Raw genomic sequence first — 15,023 nt, forward strand, 5'->3', positions numbered from 1 at the left:
CTGCGTGCCGGTGTTGCCGTTGGCCTGATGCACATTGCTTTGAATGTCGATACCGGCAACCACCCGGCCGTAGATGGTGACGCTGGTCTGTGCTTGCGCAGAGGAGGCCAGCGTGGCCGCCGTGGCGATAGTGATCGCGCCGGCCGCCAGCAGACGGCTGCCGCGCATGCTTGATGATGGACGTGGTTTCTTATGGCTGCGTTGTGGCAGCGCTGTGCTTTTTTTCATGCTGAGTCTCCGAATCTTATGCTTGTTTTGTGATGCTTGCGGCCTGGTGGCGGTGTAAGCCCGGCCTTCCCGTGGCAGATCTGAATGAGAGCGTGTCCTCCTTTTTATTGCTTGAAGTGAATTTAAATTTTACTTATAAAAATTAATTTCAAAATATATCGACTTGTATCGAGCAATTCATTGGTAATCAATCATCTTGATTTTGATATCTCTCTAGTGAATTTGGTTATCAATGCCTTGTTTCGCGGCAAATTCAGCCGATTCAGAAGCATCCGGATCTTAGCAAGGAAAACTTAAATATAAAATTAAATTTTATTGATGAATTCATTTTGCGGTGTAATAATCGCCACACGCCAAAACAGCAGCACCTCAGATGAGCGCCCGGCGCCATCGAAATGCAGCAATAGCGACTGGCAAGGCCGGCGAGATGCACAACCAGAAACAAGGCAGCACGAGACGAACTCAATACAGCGCCGGGGCAGCGGCACCGCCGCCCGGCGTGATGAATGGGATACACAGTGGAATGCAGGACCTGAGCCTGATCCACCAGATTGCAAACTGCATAGACGGCAACAGAGACGATGACCAAAATTATTTCCATGCGCGTGCTGGACGTGCGCTTTCCTACCTCGCAATCGCTGGACGGATCGGACGCCATGAATCCCGATCCTGATTACTCCGCCGCCTATGTGGTGCTGGAAACCGATCAGCCCGGCCTCGAAGGCCACGGCCTGACTTTCACCATCGGCCGCGGCAATGAAATCTGCTGTGCCGCGATCAAGGCCATGGAGCATCTGGTGGTTGGTCTCGATCTGGACTGGATCAGCGCCGACATGGGCCGCTTCTGGCGCCATGTGACTTCGGATAGCCAGTTGCGCTGGATCGGCCCGGACAAGGGCGCAATTCATCTGGCCACCGGCGCGGTGGTCAATGCCGCCTGGGACCTGTGGGCCAAGGCCGAAGGCAAGCCGCTGTGGAAACTGGTGGCCGACATGTCGCCGGAAGAACTGGTGCGCAGCATCGACTTCCGCTACATCACCGACTGCATCACGCCGGAGCAGGCGCTGGCGCTGCTGCGCAAGCAGGAAGGCGGCAAGGCCGAGCGCATTCGTCTGCTGGAGCAGGAAGGTTATCCCTGCTACACCACTTCTGCCGGCTGGCTCGGCTACGACGACGCCAAGCTGCGCCGCCTGTGCCAGGAAGCCATAGACGGCGGTTTCAATCACATCAAGCTCAAGGTCGGCCGCGATCTAGCGGACGACAAGCGTCGCGTCACGATTGCACGCGAAGTGATCGGCGCCGACCGGCATCTGATGATCGATGCCAATCAGGTCTGGGAAGTCGATCAGGCGATTGCCTGGGTCAACGAGCTGGCCTTCGCCAGACCCTGGTTCATCGAAGAGCCGACCAGTCCGGACGACGTCGAAGGCCATCGCAAGATTGGCGAAGGCATAGGCGCAGTCAAGGTCGCGACCGGCGAGATGTGCCAGAACCGCGTGCTGTTCAAGCAATTCATCATGCGCGGTGCGATCGACGTAGTGCAGATCGATTCCTGCCGCCTGGGCGGCGTCAATGAAATTCTGGCGGTGCTGCTGATGGCCGCCAAGTACGACTTGCCGGTGTGCCCGCATGCCGGCGGCGTCGGCCTGTGCGAGTACGTGCAGCATCTGTCGATGATCGATTACGTCTGCATCTCCGGCAGCAAGCAGGGCCGCGTGACCGAATACGTCGATCACCTGCACGAGCATTTCGTCGATCCCTGTGTCATCAGGGATGCGGCTTACATGCCGCCGACTGCGCCCGGATTTTCGATCACGATGAAGCCGGAGTCGCTGGCGCAGTACCAATTCAAGGGCTGATATCCCGAAGGGAATCAGCGCCGTCTGTCATATTTGAAGCGGCGACAGACAGCACAAAAAGAAAAAGCGGAACGGAGACAAGACGTGGATTTACATCTGAAAGACAAGGTGGTGATCGTGACCGGCGGCGCCTCGGGCATCGGCGGCGCGATCTCGATGCAACTGGCTGAAGAGGGCGCGATTCCGGTGGTGTTCGGGCGCAGCCAGCCCGATCCTGAATTCAAGGCGGCGCTGTTGCACAAGCAGGCCAGGGCGCGTTTCTTTCTGCTTGATCTGATGGACGATGCCAGATGCCGCGAAGCGGTGGCTGAAACGGTGCAAGCCTTCGGCCGTCTGGACGGTCTGGTCAACAATGCCGGCATCAACGACAACATCGGCCTGGATGCCGGGCGCGACGCCTTCGTGTTGTCGCTGGAAAAAAATCTGATCCATTACTACGTCATGGCGCATTACTGCGTGCCGCATCTGAAACAGAGTCGCGGCGCCATCGTCAATGTCTCATCGAAGACGGCCGTGACCGGGCAAGGCAACACCAGCGGCTACTGCGCATCCAAGGGCGCACAACTCTCGCTGACGCGCGAATGGGCGGCGGCGCTGGCCGCCGACGGCGTGCGCGTGAATGCGCTGATACCGGCCGAGGTGATGACGCCGCTGTATGAAAACTGGATTTCCAGTTTCGAGAATCCGGAAGAGAAGCTGGCGGCCATCACCGCAAAAATCCCGTTCGGAAAACGCTTCACGACCTCGGAAGAAATGGCCGATACGGCGGTCTTTCTGCTATCGGAGCGTGCTTCGCACACCACCGGGCAATGGGTCTTCGTCGATGGCGGTTATACCCATCTGGATCGGGCTCTTTCCTAGTCAAGAACACTGTTTGAGGAGCGATCACCATGCGCTATTGCCTGGCACTTGACCTGAAGGATGAGCCCGAGCTGATCGCCGGCTATGAGCAGCATCACCGCCGGATCTGGCCGGAAATCGCCACACATCTGCGCGCGCATGGCGTGCTCGGCATGGAAATTTACCGGCTCGGCACGCGCATGACCATGCTGATGGAAACCGACGACGCGGTGTACGACGCCGCCAAAATGGCGCAGGCCGTGGTGGATCAGCCCAAGGTGCGTGAATGGGAAGAACTGATGTGGCGCTTTCAGGCGCCGACACCATGGACGCCAGCCGGCGAGAAGTGGACGCCGATGAACAAGATCTTCGATCTGTCGGCGCAGTGAAAGTGCAGTGAAAGTGCAGTGGAGGTGTAGTGAATCGGCGAACGCCATAACAAGAACAAGGCGACGCAGCAGGTAACAGCCATGAACCTTGATCCGCCAACGAATCGGCAGGCAGATCGGCAGGGCAAGAAAGACGAGGCAGACATGCAGCAAACAGAATTCACCGCAGTATCAGGAACAAACGCAGCCACATCGAACGGCGCTGTGCAGCCATTGATTTCCTTGAGGAACGTCAGCAAGCGCTTCCCGGGCGTGCTGGCGCTGGACAATTGCCAGCTCGATCTGCTGCCGGGCGAAGTGCATGCGCTGATGGGCGAGAATGGCGCCGGCAAATCGACGCTGATGAAGATTCTGTCCGGCGTGTATCAAAAGGACGCCGGCGAGATTCTGATGGACGGCAAGCCGGTCGAGATTCCCGACCCGCGCAGCGCGCAGCGTCTGGGCATCGCCATCATCCATCAGGAACTGAACCTGATGAATCACCTGAGCGCCGCACAGAACATGTTCATCGGCCGCGAGCCGCGTCGCGGCTTCGGCCTGCTGCTGGACGAGCAGGCCATCAATCGTCGCACCGCCGCCATCTTCGAGCGCCTGCGGCTGGATCTCGATCCGCGTACGCCGGTCGGGCAGCTCACGGTGGCGCGCCAGCAGATGGTCGAAATTGCGCGCGCACTGTCCTTCGATTCGCGCGTGCTGATCATGGATGAGCCGACCGCCGCGCTCAACAACGCCGAGATCGACGACCTGTTCCGCATCATCCGCGATCTGCAGGCGCTGGGCGTGGGCATCGTCTACATCTCGCACAAGATGGATGAGCTGCGCCAGATTTCCAATCGCGTCACGGTCATGCGCGACGGCAAATACATCGCCACCGTGCCGACCGCCGAGACGCCGATGGACACCATCATCAGCATGATGGTCGGCCGTCAGCTGGAAGGCGCCAGCGGCGAAGTGCCAGATACCTCGGCCAATGATGTCGTGCTGGAAGTCAAAGGCCTGTCGCGCGGCAGCGCGATCAAGGACGTCAGTTTCAAGCTGCGCAAGGGCGAGATTCTCGGCTTTGCCGGGCTGATGGGCGCCGGCCGCACCGAGGTGGCGCGCGCCGTTTTTGGCGCCGATCCCATCGATGCCGGCGAGATTCATGTGCATGGCGGCCGCGCGATGATCAAATCGCCGGCCGATGCAGTGGCGCACGGCATCGGCTATCTGTCGGAAGACCGCAAGCATTTCGGTCTGGCGACGTCGCTGGATGTGAAGACCAATGTGGCAATGTCGAGTCTGGGCAGTTTCGCGAAGAACGGTATCTTCCTCGATCAGGCGGCGATCCGCCGCACGGCTGAAGGCTATGTGCGCCAGCTCGGCATCAAGACGCCGTCCATCGATCAGCCGGCGCGTTTGCTGTCGGGCGGCAATCAGCAAAAGATCGTGATCGCCAAGTGGTTGCTGCGCGACTGCGACATCCTGTTTTTCGACGAGCCCACGCGCGGCATCGACATCGGCGCCAAGAGTGAAATCTACAAATTGCTCAACGCGCTGGCAGAGCAGGGCAAGGCCATCGTGATGATTTCCTCCGAGCTACCGGAAGTGCTGCGCATGAGCCATCGCGTGCTGGTCATGTGCGAAGGGCGCATCACCGGCGAGCTGAGCGCAGCCGAAGCCACACAGGAAAAAATCATGCAGCTGGCGACGCAGCGCGAATCCGTCGTCACTCAGTGAACCGGCGCATTCACGTATTCAGATATTCACAAATTCACGTAACCGAGATCACAGTCCCAGGACGATCATGGCCCAACATCCTCATTCACCTTCACAGGTCAAGCTCACCATGACTTCACCATCTTCCGCTTCCAATACTCCTGCAGCTGCCACCGCCGTGCCTGACGCCGCTGCCGGCGGCCTGCGCGCCCGACTGTTCAATCCCGCCGCACGGCAAAAGCTGCTGGCCTTCGCCAGTCTGCTGGTGCTGATGGTGTTCTTCAGTTTCGCCAATTCCAACTTCCTGGAAGTCGACAATCTGGTCAGCATCTTGCAATCGACGGCGGTCAACGGCGTGCTGGCGATTGCCTGCACCTTCGTCATCATCACTGCCGGCATCGATTTGTCGGTCGGCACGCTGATGACTTTCTGCGCCGTGATGACCGGCGTGGTGCTGACCAACATGGGCATGCCGATTTATCTCGGCATCGCCGCCGCGATCTTCTTTGGTGCGCTGTGCGGCTGGGCGTCGGGCATGGTGATCGCCAAGCTCAAGGTGCCGCCGTTCATCGCCACGCTGGGCATGATGATGTTGCTCAAGGGCCTGTCGCTGGTGATCTCCGGCACGCGTCCGATCTACTTCAACGATACGCCGGGCTTCTCGATGATTTCGCAGGACTCCTTCATTGGCGATCTGATCCCGGCGCTGCCGATTCCCAACGCGGTGCTGATCCTGTTCCTGGTCGCCATCGGCGCCAGCGTGCTGCTCAACAAGACCGTATTCGGCCGCTACACCTTCGCGCTGGGCAGCAATGAAGAAGCGCTGCGGCTGTCGGGCGTGAATGTCGACTACTGGAAGGTCATGGTCTATTCGGTCGGCGGCGCCATCTGCGGCATCGCCGGTCTCTTGATCGCCTCGCGTCTGAATTCGGCGCAGCCGGCTCTCGGCCAGGGCTATGAACTGGATGCGATCGCCGCCGTGGTGATCGGCGGCACCTCGCTCTCGGGCGGCGCCGGCACCATACTCGGCACCATCATCGGCGCCTTCATCATGAGCGTGCTGACCAACGGTCTGCGCATCATGTCGGTGGCGCAGGAGTGGCAGACCGTGGTCACCGGCGTGATCATCATTCTGGCGGTCTACATGGATATTCTGCGCCGCCGCAAGCAATAAGTCGTTTTAACCCCATTGCACGGCGTCCGCCTTGCCGTCTTCCGTGACGGCTGCCTGCGGCGCCGGTTTTCCCCGCAATCGCTGTAATGCTTCACATCAACCATCAGGAGACTTTAATAATGATAAAGAGAAGAACATTGAACATCGCCCTCGGTCTGACTTTCGCGCTCGGCATGAGCGGCGTCAGCGGGCTGGCGCAGGCGCAGGAAACCTATATTCCGCTGATCTCCAAGGGCTTCCAGCACCAGTTCTGGCAGGCGGTGAAGGCGGGCGCCAATCAGGCCGCCAAGGACTACAACGTCAAGGTCAGCTTCGAAGGTCCTGAGACCGAAGCCATGGTCGACAAGCAGATCGACATGCTGTCGGCGGCCTTGGCCAAGAAGCCCAAGGCGATCGGTTTCGCCGCGCTCGACAGCAAGGCGGCACTGCCTTTGCTGAAGAAGGCGCAGGCCGCGAAGATTCCGGTGGTGGCGTTTGACTCCGGCGTCGACAGCGATATTCCGGTGACCACCGCGACCACCGACAACAAGGCCGCCGCAGCACTGGCCGCCGACAAGATGGCCGAGCTGATCGGCAAGGAAGGCGAAGTGGCCGTGGTTGCGCATGACCAGACCAGCCGTACCGGTATCGACCGCCGCGATGGTTTCGTCGATCGCATCAAGTCGACCTATCCGAAGATCAAGATCGTCAGCATCCAGTACGGCGCGGGCGACCAGTTGAAGTCGACGGAAGTGATGAAGTCCATCCTGCAGGCTTATCCGAAACTGAAGGGCGCATTCGGCACCAATGAAGGTTCTGCCATCGGTGTGCTCAACGGCGTACGCGAAATGAAGCGCAAGATCGTGATCATCGGTTACGACTCGGGCAAGCAACAGAAAGATGCGGTGCGCGATGGCCTGATGGCCGGCGCCATCACCCAGAATCCGGTCGGTATCGGCTACAAGACCGTGGAAGCTGCGGTCAAGGCGCTCAAGGGTGAAACTCTGCCGAAGATCATCGACACCGGCTTCTACTGGTACGACAAGACCAATATGACCGATCCTAAGGTTGCGGCAGCCTTGTACGACTGAGCGGTCTGATTGCGCATGCCTTGAGCATTCGCTTATTGGCTCAAGCGCAGGCCCGCGCATTGATAGTCTCGATGCCAGGCCTGTTTTCAAATGAAATTGGTTTCAGAATTATCGGAATACTGAATGACTCAGTTGCGCATCGATTCGCATCAGCATTTCTGGCGCTACCGCGCTGAGGATTATCCCTGGATAGGCGCGTGCATGGATTTGCTGGCGCAAGACAAATTGCCGGCTGAACTGCAGCCCTTGCTGCAGGCGCAGAAGCTGGACGGCTCGATCGCCGTGCAGGCGCGCGCCGGGCGCGAGGAAACGCGTTTCTTGCTGGAGCTGGCGCGCACCAATCCGCGTATCGCCGGGGTGGTCGGCTGGGAAGATATTGCGGCGCCTGAACTGGCGGCGCGCATGCAGGAATGGGAAGGCACCGCGCTGCTCGGCTTGCGGCATCAGCTGCAGGATGAGGAAGACGTTGCGGCCTTTCTGGCGCGCGATGATTTCAATCGCGGCATGGCCTGGCTGCAAAGTGAAGAATATGTGTATGACGTGCTGGTGTTTGAATCGCAGTTGCCGGCGACACAGACATTTTGCGCGCGGCACGACCAGCACTGGCTGGTGCTCGACCATCTCGGCAAGCCGGCTTTGCGCGAATTCGGCAAGGGCAGTCCGGCCTTCGCCCGCTGGCGCGAACAGCTGACTGCGCTGGCGCAATTGCCGCATGTGGCCTGCAAGTTGTCGGGGCTGGTCACTGAGGCCGACTGGAAGCGCGGTTTGCGCCAGAGCGACTTCGAACATATCCGGCTGTGTCTGGATTCGGCGCTCGATGCTTTCGGCCCGCAGCGCCTGATGTTCGGTTCGGATTGGCCGGTGTGCCTGCTGGCGGCTTCCTATTCGCGTGTTGCGAGCCTGGTGGAAGAGTGGGCCGAGACTCGTCTGTCGGCCGATGAGCAGGCGCAATTGTGGGGCGGCACGGCGGCGCGCTGTTACGGCATCGCCAACTGACGAAATACGCTTTAGAAAACAGAAAGCCGGCCGCGAATCAATCGCGGCCGGCTTTTTTTATGCAGGGCTTTGCTTACGCCAGATTCAGCTTGGGGTAATCGGTATAGCCCTTGGCACCGCCGCCGTATAGCGTGGCGGCATCGAACTGCGCCAGTTCGGCGCCTTGCTTGAGGCGCTCGACCAGATCCGGATTGGCGATGAAGGGGCGGCCGAAAGCCACCAGATCGGCCAGATTGGCCGAGCGCGCCTTGAGCGCCATCTCCAGATCGTAGCCGTTGTTGGCCATGTAGAAGCCCTTGAACAGGTCGCGCAGCACTTGCAGGTCGAAACCGTTTGGCACTTCGCGCGGACCGCCGGTAGCGCCTTCCACCACGTGCAGATACACCAGCTTGAAGCGGTTCAGTTGTTCAACCACGTAGCTGAAGATTTCCTTGGGATTGCTGTCTGCGCAATCGTTGGCCGGACTGATCGGCGACAGGCGGATGCCGACGCGCTCGCTCGGCACTACCGAGGTCACGGCTGCCACTACTTCCAGCAGCAGACGCGCGCGGTTTTCGATACTGCCGCCGTAGGCGTCGGTGCGCAGATTGGTCTTGTCGCGCAGGAACTGATCCAGCAGATAGCCATTCGCGGCGTGGATTTCAACGCCGTCGAAACCGGCCTTGATCGCCAGTTGCGCTGCGGTTTTGTAGCTCTCGATCAAGGCCGGCAATTCCGACAGTTCCAGCGCGCGCGGCGTGACGAAATCCTCGAAACCGGTTTCGGTGAAGGCCTTGCCTTCAGGCTTGACCGCCGAAGGCGCTACCGGCAAAGCACCGTCCGGCTGCAGCGATGGATGCGAGATGCGGCCGACGTGCCACAACTGCAGGAAAATACGGCCGCCCTTGGCGTGCACGGCATCGGTGACTTTCTTCCAGCCGGCGACCTGCGCATCGTTGTAGATGCCGGGGGTGAAAGCATAGCCCTTGCCTTGCGGCGAAATCTGCGTGGCTTCGGCGATGATCAGCCCGGCGCCGGCGCGTTGCGCGTAGTATTCGGGCGCCAGTTCGCTGGGGATGTCGCCGGCCTGGGCGCGGCTGCGGGTCAGCGGCGCCATCACGATACGGTTTTGCAGTTGGACAGCGCCAAGTTGTACTGGCTTGAAGAGATCGCTGGATTGGCTGGCAGTGCTCATGTAATTCCTTTCTGTTGTTGTCTTCGGGAAATGCATGTTTTCGCCGCAGATCATGCGTAGCGAAAACACGTTCGGAACTTGTGCCGAGGGAAGCAAGCAGGTGCCTTGCTATCTCGGGCTTGCGCGGCGCTTGATTTAAAACCCGACCAGTCTAGTCGAGAATTATTTTTAATGCAGAACGCCGCTGGACTTGCTTTTCGGAAAAATTCTCACCCTGAGATCAATGCCCTGGGGAAGAAGTGGGGCCGGATGGCAGAGCATCAAGCAGTTTTATTGCGCGCTGCATCACGTCGGCCCTGGCCAGTCGATTGGCCTCCAGCGACTGGCGCTGGCGACCGGGATCGTCGAAGTCGTGACTGGCGCCCGGGTAGAGCGTGACCACCGGGGACGGGCCGCCCGCCGAGACTGAGCTGCTGCTTAGTAAGCGCTGACAGGTCGCGGGCGAGACTTCTTCATCGTCGCCGGCCAGAAATACGAAGAGCTCGGTATCGGCCCGATATGCGCGGCTCAGCACCGCCGCCGGGCCGCAGCCGGGATAGAAGGCCAAGGCGGCGCGGAAGCGTGGACGTCCGTCGGCAGCATCAGCGGTGTGGGCGGCAGCCTGCAGCAGCATCACATTCAGCGCAGTGCTGCCGCCGTTCGACCAGCCTTGCAGCATGATGCGCTTGGGCAGCACATCGGGATTTGCGCTCAGATAAGCCAGCGCGGCTTCGGCATCACCAGGGCGCACATCCAGTTCGTTGACTGCGGCACGCTGTGCTGCACCGTGCGTATGGCGGCCGAAACCGTGCGCCATGCCGCGCGGGCCGAAGCTGTCTACATGCAAGGCCAGATAGCCGTGGGCAGCCCAATAGCGGCCCCACATCGCATGCCGCAGCGATAGCGTAGTGGCATTGCAGGGTGAGGGCAGATCGCGCGCCACGCGCGTGCATGAGACATTGACGCGGCTGGAGTAAGGCCCGGCGCGCCCATGCAGCATGACGATGGCCGGATGGGGGCCGGCTCCCGCCGGCCGGAAAACATAGCCGACCAGTTCGGTCTTGCCATCGGCTGCCGGGAAATAGACGGTATCGATGGCAGGCGCATCCGCTGCGGGCGGTTCATCAGCTGCCGCGAAGCCGAGCGGCGCGGTAAACATGAGTAATAAGAAACTGATCGGCAGCGCTGAAGCAAGCGAATTCCAGCGCGATGCGGATGGTGATGGCGGCAATAGTGTCATGCGCAGGACGCTCCGCTATTCGCATATATATTTACGTCGGCCTCGCGGCCATGAAAAAAGCCACCGGCTGAGCGGTGGCTTTCGGGATGCTGCATGTTGCAAGCGATGGGCTTGCGATCAGCCGCGCGCCGACTTGCTGCGCGCCTGCGCCAGCAGGTAGCTGGTCAGCAGCGGCACCGGACGGCCGCTGGCGCCTTTCGCTGCGCCGCTCTTCCAGGCGGTGCCGGCGATGTCGAGGTGGGCCCAGGTGTACTTGCGGGTGAAGCGCTCCAGGAAGCAGGCGGCGGTGACGCTGCCGGCCGGCTGGCCGCCGATGTTGGCGATGTCGGCGAAGTTGGACTTCAGTTGCTCCTGATACACGTCCTGAATCGGCATGCGCCATGCAGTGTCGCCGCTGGACTTGCCGGCTGTCAGCAGATCGTTGGCGAGCTGGTCGTGGGCTTCGTCTTCGCGCGTGAACAGGCCCGAGTTGTGGTGGCCGAGGGCCACGATGCAGGCACCGGTCAGGGTCGCGATGTCGATCACGGCGGCCGGCTTGAAGCGTTCGACGTAGGTCAGCGCATCGCACAGAATCAGACGGCCTTCCGCGTCGGTGTTGAGCACTTCAATCGTCTGGCCGGACATCGAAGTGACGATGTCGCCCGGCTTGGTGGCAGTGCCCGATGGCATGTTTTCGCAGGTCGGGATGACGCCGATCACGTTCAGCTTGAGGCCCAGTTCGGCGATGGTGCGGAAGGTGCCCAGCACCGAGGCGGCGCCGCACATGTCGTACTTCATCTCATCCATGTTCAGACCCGGCTTGAGCGAAATGCCGCCGGTGTCGAAAGTGATGCCCTTGCCGACCAGCACCACCGGCGCGTCCTTGGACTTGCCGCCCATGTGCTTGAGCACGATGAACTTGGGTGGTTCGTCGCTGCCGTTGCTGACCGACAGGAAGCTGCCCATCTTCAGCGCCTGCAGTTGTTTGCGGTCCAGCACTTCGACGTTGAGCTTGAATTCCTTGGCCAGCTTCTTGGCGGTGTTGGCCAGGTAAGTCGGGGTGCAGACATTGCCCGGCAGGTTGCCGAGGTCCTTGGTCAGCGCCATGCCGTTGGCCAGCGCCACGGCTTCGGCCAGACCATCCTTGGCGGCGCTTGCTGCTGCCGCATCGACCAGCACGGTGACTTTCTTGACGCCGGTGGGCACCGGATCTTTCTTGCTTTTCAAGACATCCGTGCGATAGATGAAGTCACGGCCGGCCAGCACCACGCAACGCAGCGCCCACGACAAATCGCGGCCCTTGATCTGATCGGCCGGCAAGGCCAGCGCCGCATCATTGCAACCCAGCGTAGCGAGCACGCGCACCACGGCCTGGGCCGCCAGCGCGAAACTCTTGTCGGCGATGGTTTCTTCCGCTCCCAGACCGACCAGTACAATGCGTTCTGCAGCGACGCCGGTGACGCCACGCAGCAGCAGGGTGGAGCCGGGTTTGCCGCTGATGTCGCCGGATTTCAGCGCATTGCTGATCGCGCCCAGCTTGTCGAGCGCGCGTGCTGCGCCGGTCAGCTTGCGGTTTTCAAATACGCCGACGACCAGAGCGCCAGTTTTGACGGTAGTTACCGAGTTTTTGGCGTCCAATGTTTTTATGCTAAAGTCCATCGCTCATCCTTTGTTTGATTTACCTCGCGATTATAAGCTTCGAATGATTTTTCAGCGCGCACTTCGACGCGAATTGATGAGCACCGCCGGTGCTGTCTTCACTACGCTCTTCACCATTACGCTCACTGTGATGCTGATCAAGATCCTCGGCCAGGCGGCCGGAGGCCAGGTCGGCTCGCAGGACGTATTGGCGCTCATCGGTTTTCAGTCGCTCAATTACATGCCGGTCATTCTGATCCTGACCGGCTTCATTTCCGTGCTGCTGGTCATGACCCGCAGCTATCAGGACTCTGAAATCGTGGTCTGGTTCGCCTGCGGCCTCAGTCTGACGCGCTGGATTTCTCCTGTGCTGCGTTTCGGCTGGCCCATCATTCTATTAACCGCCGTGCTCAGTTTTGTGGTGACGCCCTGGGCCAATCAGCAAAGCTCGGAATTCCGCGAGCGCTTTGAAAAGCGCGAAGACATCGCGCGCGTTTCACCCGGCAAGTTCCAGGAATCGGCCAGCGCCAACCGCATTTTCTTCGTCGAAGGCATTTCGGGCGACGCTTCCAAGGTCAAGAACATCTTCGTCAACACCATCAGCGAGGGCAAGAACAGCATCGTGGTGGCTAAAGAAGGCGAGATGCAGGTCGACAAGGATGGCGAAAAATTCGTGGTCATGAGCCAGGGCCGCCGTTACGACGGCACCCCGAGCCAGCCGGATTTTCAGATGGTCGAGTTTGAAAAATACGGTCTGCTGGTCGGCAATCAGTCGCAATCCGCCGCCGGCGACAAGTCGGCGCGCGCGCTGCAACTCAACGAACTGCTGGCCAAGAACGACGGTTTTGCGCGCGGCGAATTGCTGTGGCGTCTGGCCTTGCCGCTGATGGGCGTGATGCTCATGCTGCTGGCGATTCCGCTGTCCTTCGTCAATCCGCGCGCCGGCCGTTCCATCGGTCTGCTGGTGGCGCTGCTGCTGTTCGTGGTCTACAGCAATACCGTCAGCGTGTTCCAGGCATCGGTGGCGCAGGAGCGCATGTCCTTCATGCTGGCCTGGTGGCCGGTGCACCTGATGGTCGGCTTGCTGGTGTTCGCCCTGTTCGCGCTGCGTCTTAATATCAACAGCCGCTATCACCCGGGCGTGTTGTGGTCGGCCCTTCGCCGTGCAATTTCTTTCAAGCGGCAGGCCTGAGATGAGAGTCATACAACGTTATTTCACCACTGAAATCACGCGCTCGGTGCTGTTTGCACTGGCCGCGTTTCTGGCGCTGTTCGCCTTCTTTGAATTGATGGGGCAGCTGGAATCGGTAGGCCGCAACGGCTACAAATTGCAGCAGGCGGTGCTGTTCGTGGTGATGGGTTTGCCCGGCAATGTGTATGAGCTGATGCCGATTGCCGTGCTGATCGGCACCATCTACACCTTGTCGCAATTCGCGGCGCGTTCCGAATTCACCATCATGCGCGTGTCCAGCATGTCGACCCGCATGACGGCCAAGGTGCTGGGGCGCATCGGCATCGGTTTCGCCATCATGACGATTCTGTTCGGCGAGCTGGTCGCACCCAAGGCCACCGAGCTGGCGCAGAAACTCAAGCTGGAAGCGCAGGGCTCCTCGCTGTCCTCGCAGTTCCGTTCGGGCATGTGGGCCAAGGATGTGATCAAGGACAATGGCATGGAGGGCAATGTCACCGGCACGCGCTTCATCAACATCCAGGCCCTGCAGCCGGATGGCCGCCTCGATGGCGTCAAGATTTACGAGCTGGACAATGAGTTCCATCTGGCGCAGATGATTACCGCCGAGCGCGGCGATTATCTCGGCAATCACGAATGGAAGCTCAGCAATGTGCTGATGAGCGACTTCGCCGACGGCAATAAAGATCGCAAGATCACCGAGCCGGTCAAGACCGAGAAGCTGGCCACGCGCAACATGATTTCGGAAGTGACGCCTGAGATTCTGTCGGTGCTGTTTGCCGATCCCGACCGTATGTCGGCCTATGATCTGCGCGCCTACACCAAGCATCTGGAAGCCAATAACCAGCGCACCGAGCGCTATGAAATCGCGTTCTGGAAGAAGATCGTCTACCCGCTCTCTATTTTCGTGATGCTGGCCCTGGCCTTGCCCTTCGCCTATCTGCATTTCCGCGCCGGCGGCGTCAGCCTGAAGATTTTCACCGGCATCATGATCGGCGTCGCCTTTCAGCTGATCAACAGCCTGTTTTCGCATATCGGCTTGCTCAACACCTGGCCCGCCCTGGTCACCGCCGCATTGCCCAGCGTGTTGTTCATGCTGATGGCAATCGTGGCGCTGCGCTGGGTCGAGCGCAATTGAGGCGGCCATCATGACACTTCCCGCCAGCCCGCTTCCTGATGCCCATTTCCCACCGCTGCGCGGCCTGATCCTGTTCGCCCATGGCGCGCGCGATCCGGCCTGGGCCGAGCCCTTCAAACGCCTGCGCGAACTTACGCAGACTGCCTTGCCGCAGATGCAGGTGGCACTGGCTTTTCTTGAACTGATGCAGCCCGATCTGCACACATTGAGCGCGCAGATGGTGGCCCAGGGCGTGGAAGACATCACGCTGGTACCGGTGTTTCTGGGGCAGGGCGGACATGTGCGCCGTGATCTGCCGGCGCTGGTCGAGCAGGTCAAGCTGGCGCATCCTGACGTGGCCATGCGCGTCAGCGAAGCGGTGGGCGAAAATGCCGCCGTGCTGCAGGCGATTGCGCAATACTGCGTGTCGGCGGTCGACCTCGGCTAGTCGGTCCC

13 protein-coding genes and 1 pseudogene are annotated in these 15,023 nt (G+C 60.3%); 10 read left to right on the plus strand and 4 right to left on the minus strand.

Going from position 1 to position 15,023, the window contains the following annotated elements; translation table 11 throughout:
- Window positions 1-228 (minus strand): annotated as a pseudogene (locus PQR62_RS11310) (hypothetical protein); the annotation flags it as partial.
- 581 nt (window positions 229-809) lie between these two features.
- Between PQR62_RS11310 and PQR62_RS11315 the strand changes: the two are divergent.
- The 7 genes from PQR62_RS11315 (at window position 810) to PQR62_RS11345 (ending at window position 8,251) form a co-directional block, all read left to right on the plus strand.
- Entirely contained in the window at window positions 810-2,087 is a 1,278-nt protein-coding gene (locus tag PQR62_RS11315; protein WP_408157898.1) for an L-fuconate dehydratase, read from the plus strand.
- A gap of 84 nt (window positions 2,088-2,171) precedes the next feature.
- On the plus strand, window positions 2,172-2,948 hold the full coding sequence (locus PQR62_RS11320) for an SDR family oxidoreductase (RefSeq protein ID WP_408157900.1): 777 nt from the start codon (window positions 2,172-2,174) through the stop codon (window positions 2,946-2,948).
- 29 nt (window positions 2,949-2,977) lie between these two features.
- Window positions 2,978-3,316 carry an L-rhamnose mutarotase gene (locus PQR62_RS11325; RefSeq protein WP_408157902.1) on the plus strand — a complete coding sequence of 113 codons (339 nt, stop codon included), beginning with the start codon at window positions 2,978-2,980 and terminating at the stop codon, window positions 3,314-3,316.
- A 144-nt stretch (window positions 3,317-3,460) separates the two neighbouring features.
- A complete protein-coding gene (locus PQR62_RS11330; RefSeq protein WP_408157904.1) occupies window positions 3,461-5,032 on the plus strand; it encodes a sugar ABC transporter ATP-binding protein in 1,572 nt (523 codons plus the stop codon).
- 109 nt (window positions 5,033-5,141) lie between these two features.
- A complete protein-coding gene (locus tag PQR62_RS11335) occupies window positions 5,142-6,185 on the plus strand; it encodes an ABC transporter permease (RefSeq protein WP_408158534.1) in 1,044 nt (347 codons plus the stop codon).
- A gap of 119 nt (window positions 6,186-6,304) precedes the next feature.
- Window positions 6,305-7,255 carry an ABC transporter substrate-binding protein gene (locus PQR62_RS11340; protein WP_408157905.1) on the plus strand — a complete coding sequence of 317 codons (951 nt, stop codon included), beginning with the start codon at window positions 6,305-6,307 and terminating at the stop codon, window positions 7,253-7,255.
- A gap of 123 nt (window positions 7,256-7,378) precedes the next feature.
- A complete protein-coding gene (locus PQR62_RS11345) occupies window positions 7,379-8,251 on the plus strand; it encodes an L-fucono-1,5-lactonase (protein WP_408157907.1) in 873 nt (290 codons plus the stop codon).
- Window positions 8,252-8,324: 73 nt separating this feature from the next.
- Here the strand turns inward: PQR62_RS11345 and PQR62_RS11350 are convergent, their stop codons facing one another.
- The 3 genes from PQR62_RS11350 to PQR62_RS11360 all read right to left on the minus strand — a co-directional run bounded on the left by PQR62_RS11350 (window position 8,325) and on the right by PQR62_RS11360 (window position 12,282).
- A complete protein-coding gene (locus tag PQR62_RS11350; protein WP_408157909.1) occupies window positions 8,325-9,425 on the minus strand; it encodes an alkene reductase in 1,101 nt (366 codons plus the stop codon).
- Window positions 9,426-9,645: 220 nt separating this feature from the next.
- Complete coding sequence (locus PQR62_RS11355) at window positions 9,646-10,563, minus strand: dienelactone hydrolase family protein (RefSeq protein ID WP_408157911.1); 918 nt, start codon at window positions 10,561-10,563, stop codon at window positions 9,646-9,648.
- Between the two features lie 198 nt (window positions 10,564-10,761).
- Entirely contained in the window at window positions 10,762-12,282 is a 1,521-nt protein-coding gene (locus PQR62_RS11360; protein ID WP_408157913.1) for a leucyl aminopeptidase, read from the minus strand.
- A gap of 43 nt (window positions 12,283-12,325) precedes the next feature.
- On the opposite strand from PQR62_RS11360, the gene lptF reads away from it, so the two are divergent.
- From lptF to PQR62_RS11375, 3 genes are read left to right on the plus strand one after another with little or no spacing between them, the layout of a single operon-like run.
- On the plus strand, window positions 12,326-13,453 hold the full coding sequence (gene lptF, locus PQR62_RS11365) for an LPS export ABC transporter permease LptF (RefSeq protein ID WP_408157915.1): 1,128 nt from the start codon (window positions 12,326-12,328) through the stop codon (window positions 13,451-13,453).
- Window position 13,454: 1 nt separating this feature from the next.
- Window positions 13,455-14,588, plus strand: coding sequence for an LPS export ABC transporter permease LptG (gene lptG / locus PQR62_RS11370; RefSeq protein WP_408157917.1), 1,134 nt, complete (start codon window positions 13,455-13,457; stop codon window positions 14,586-14,588).
- A 10-nt stretch (window positions 14,589-14,598) separates the two neighbouring features.
- Window positions 14,599-15,015: a sirohydrochlorin chelatase gene (locus PQR62_RS11375; protein WP_408157919.1), complete on the plus strand. Its 417-nt coding sequence runs from the start codon at window positions 14,599-14,601 to the stop codon at window positions 15,013-15,015.
- Window positions 15,016-15,023 lie beyond the last annotated feature (8 nt).

This window comes from Herbaspirillum lusitanum (genome assembly GCF_046025995.1).
Lineage (GTDB): Bacteria > Pseudomonadota > Gammaproteobacteria > Burkholderiales > Burkholderiaceae_D > Herbaspirillum > Herbaspirillum lusitanum_A.

Excerpts from the sequence above, each read along its gene's own strand:
- PQR62_RS11340 (WP_408157905.1), top strand. The coding sequence starts at position 6,305 with ATGATAAAGAGAAGAACATTGAACATCGCCCTCGGTCTGACTTTCGCG.
- lptF (WP_408157915.1), top strand. The coding sequence starts at position 12,326 with ATGATTTTTCAGCGCGCACTTCGACGCGAATTGATGAGCACCGCCGGT.
- lptG (WP_408157917.1), top strand. The coding sequence starts at position 13,455 with ATGAGAGTCATACAACGTTATTTCACCACTGAAATCACGCGCTCGGTG.
- PQR62_RS11350 (WP_408157909.1), bottom strand. The coding sequence starts at position 9,425 with ATGAGCACTGCCAGCCAATCCAGCGATCTCTTCAAGCCAGTACAACTT.
- PQR62_RS11315 (WP_408157898.1), top strand. The coding sequence starts at position 810 with ATGACCAAAATTATTTCCATGCGCGTGCTGGACGTGCGCTTTCCTACC.
- PQR62_RS11375 (WP_408157919.1), top strand. The coding sequence starts at position 14,599 with ATGACACTTCCCGCCAGCCCGCTTCCTGATGCCCATTTCCCACCGCTG.
- PQR62_RS11330 (WP_408157904.1), top strand. The coding sequence starts at position 3,461 with ATGCAGCAAACAGAATTCACCGCAGTATCAGGAACAAACGCAGCCACA.
- PQR62_RS11325 (WP_408157902.1), top strand. The coding sequence starts at position 2,978 with ATGCGCTATTGCCTGGCACTTGACCTGAAGGATGAGCCCGAGCTGATC.
- PQR62_RS11360 (WP_408157913.1), bottom strand. The coding sequence starts at position 12,282 with ATGGACTTTAGCATAAAAACATTGGACGCCAAAAACTCGGTAACTACC.
- PQR62_RS11335 (WP_408158534.1), top strand. The coding sequence starts at position 5,142 with ATGACTTCACCATCTTCCGCTTCCAATACTCCTGCAGCTGCCACCGCC.
- PQR62_RS11355 (WP_408157911.1), bottom strand. The coding sequence starts at position 10,563 with ATGTTTACCGCGCCGCTCGGCTTCGCGGCAGCTGATGAACCGCCCGCA.
- PQR62_RS11345 (WP_408157907.1), top strand. The coding sequence starts at position 7,379 with ATGACTCAGTTGCGCATCGATTCGCATCAGCATTTCTGGCGCTACCGC.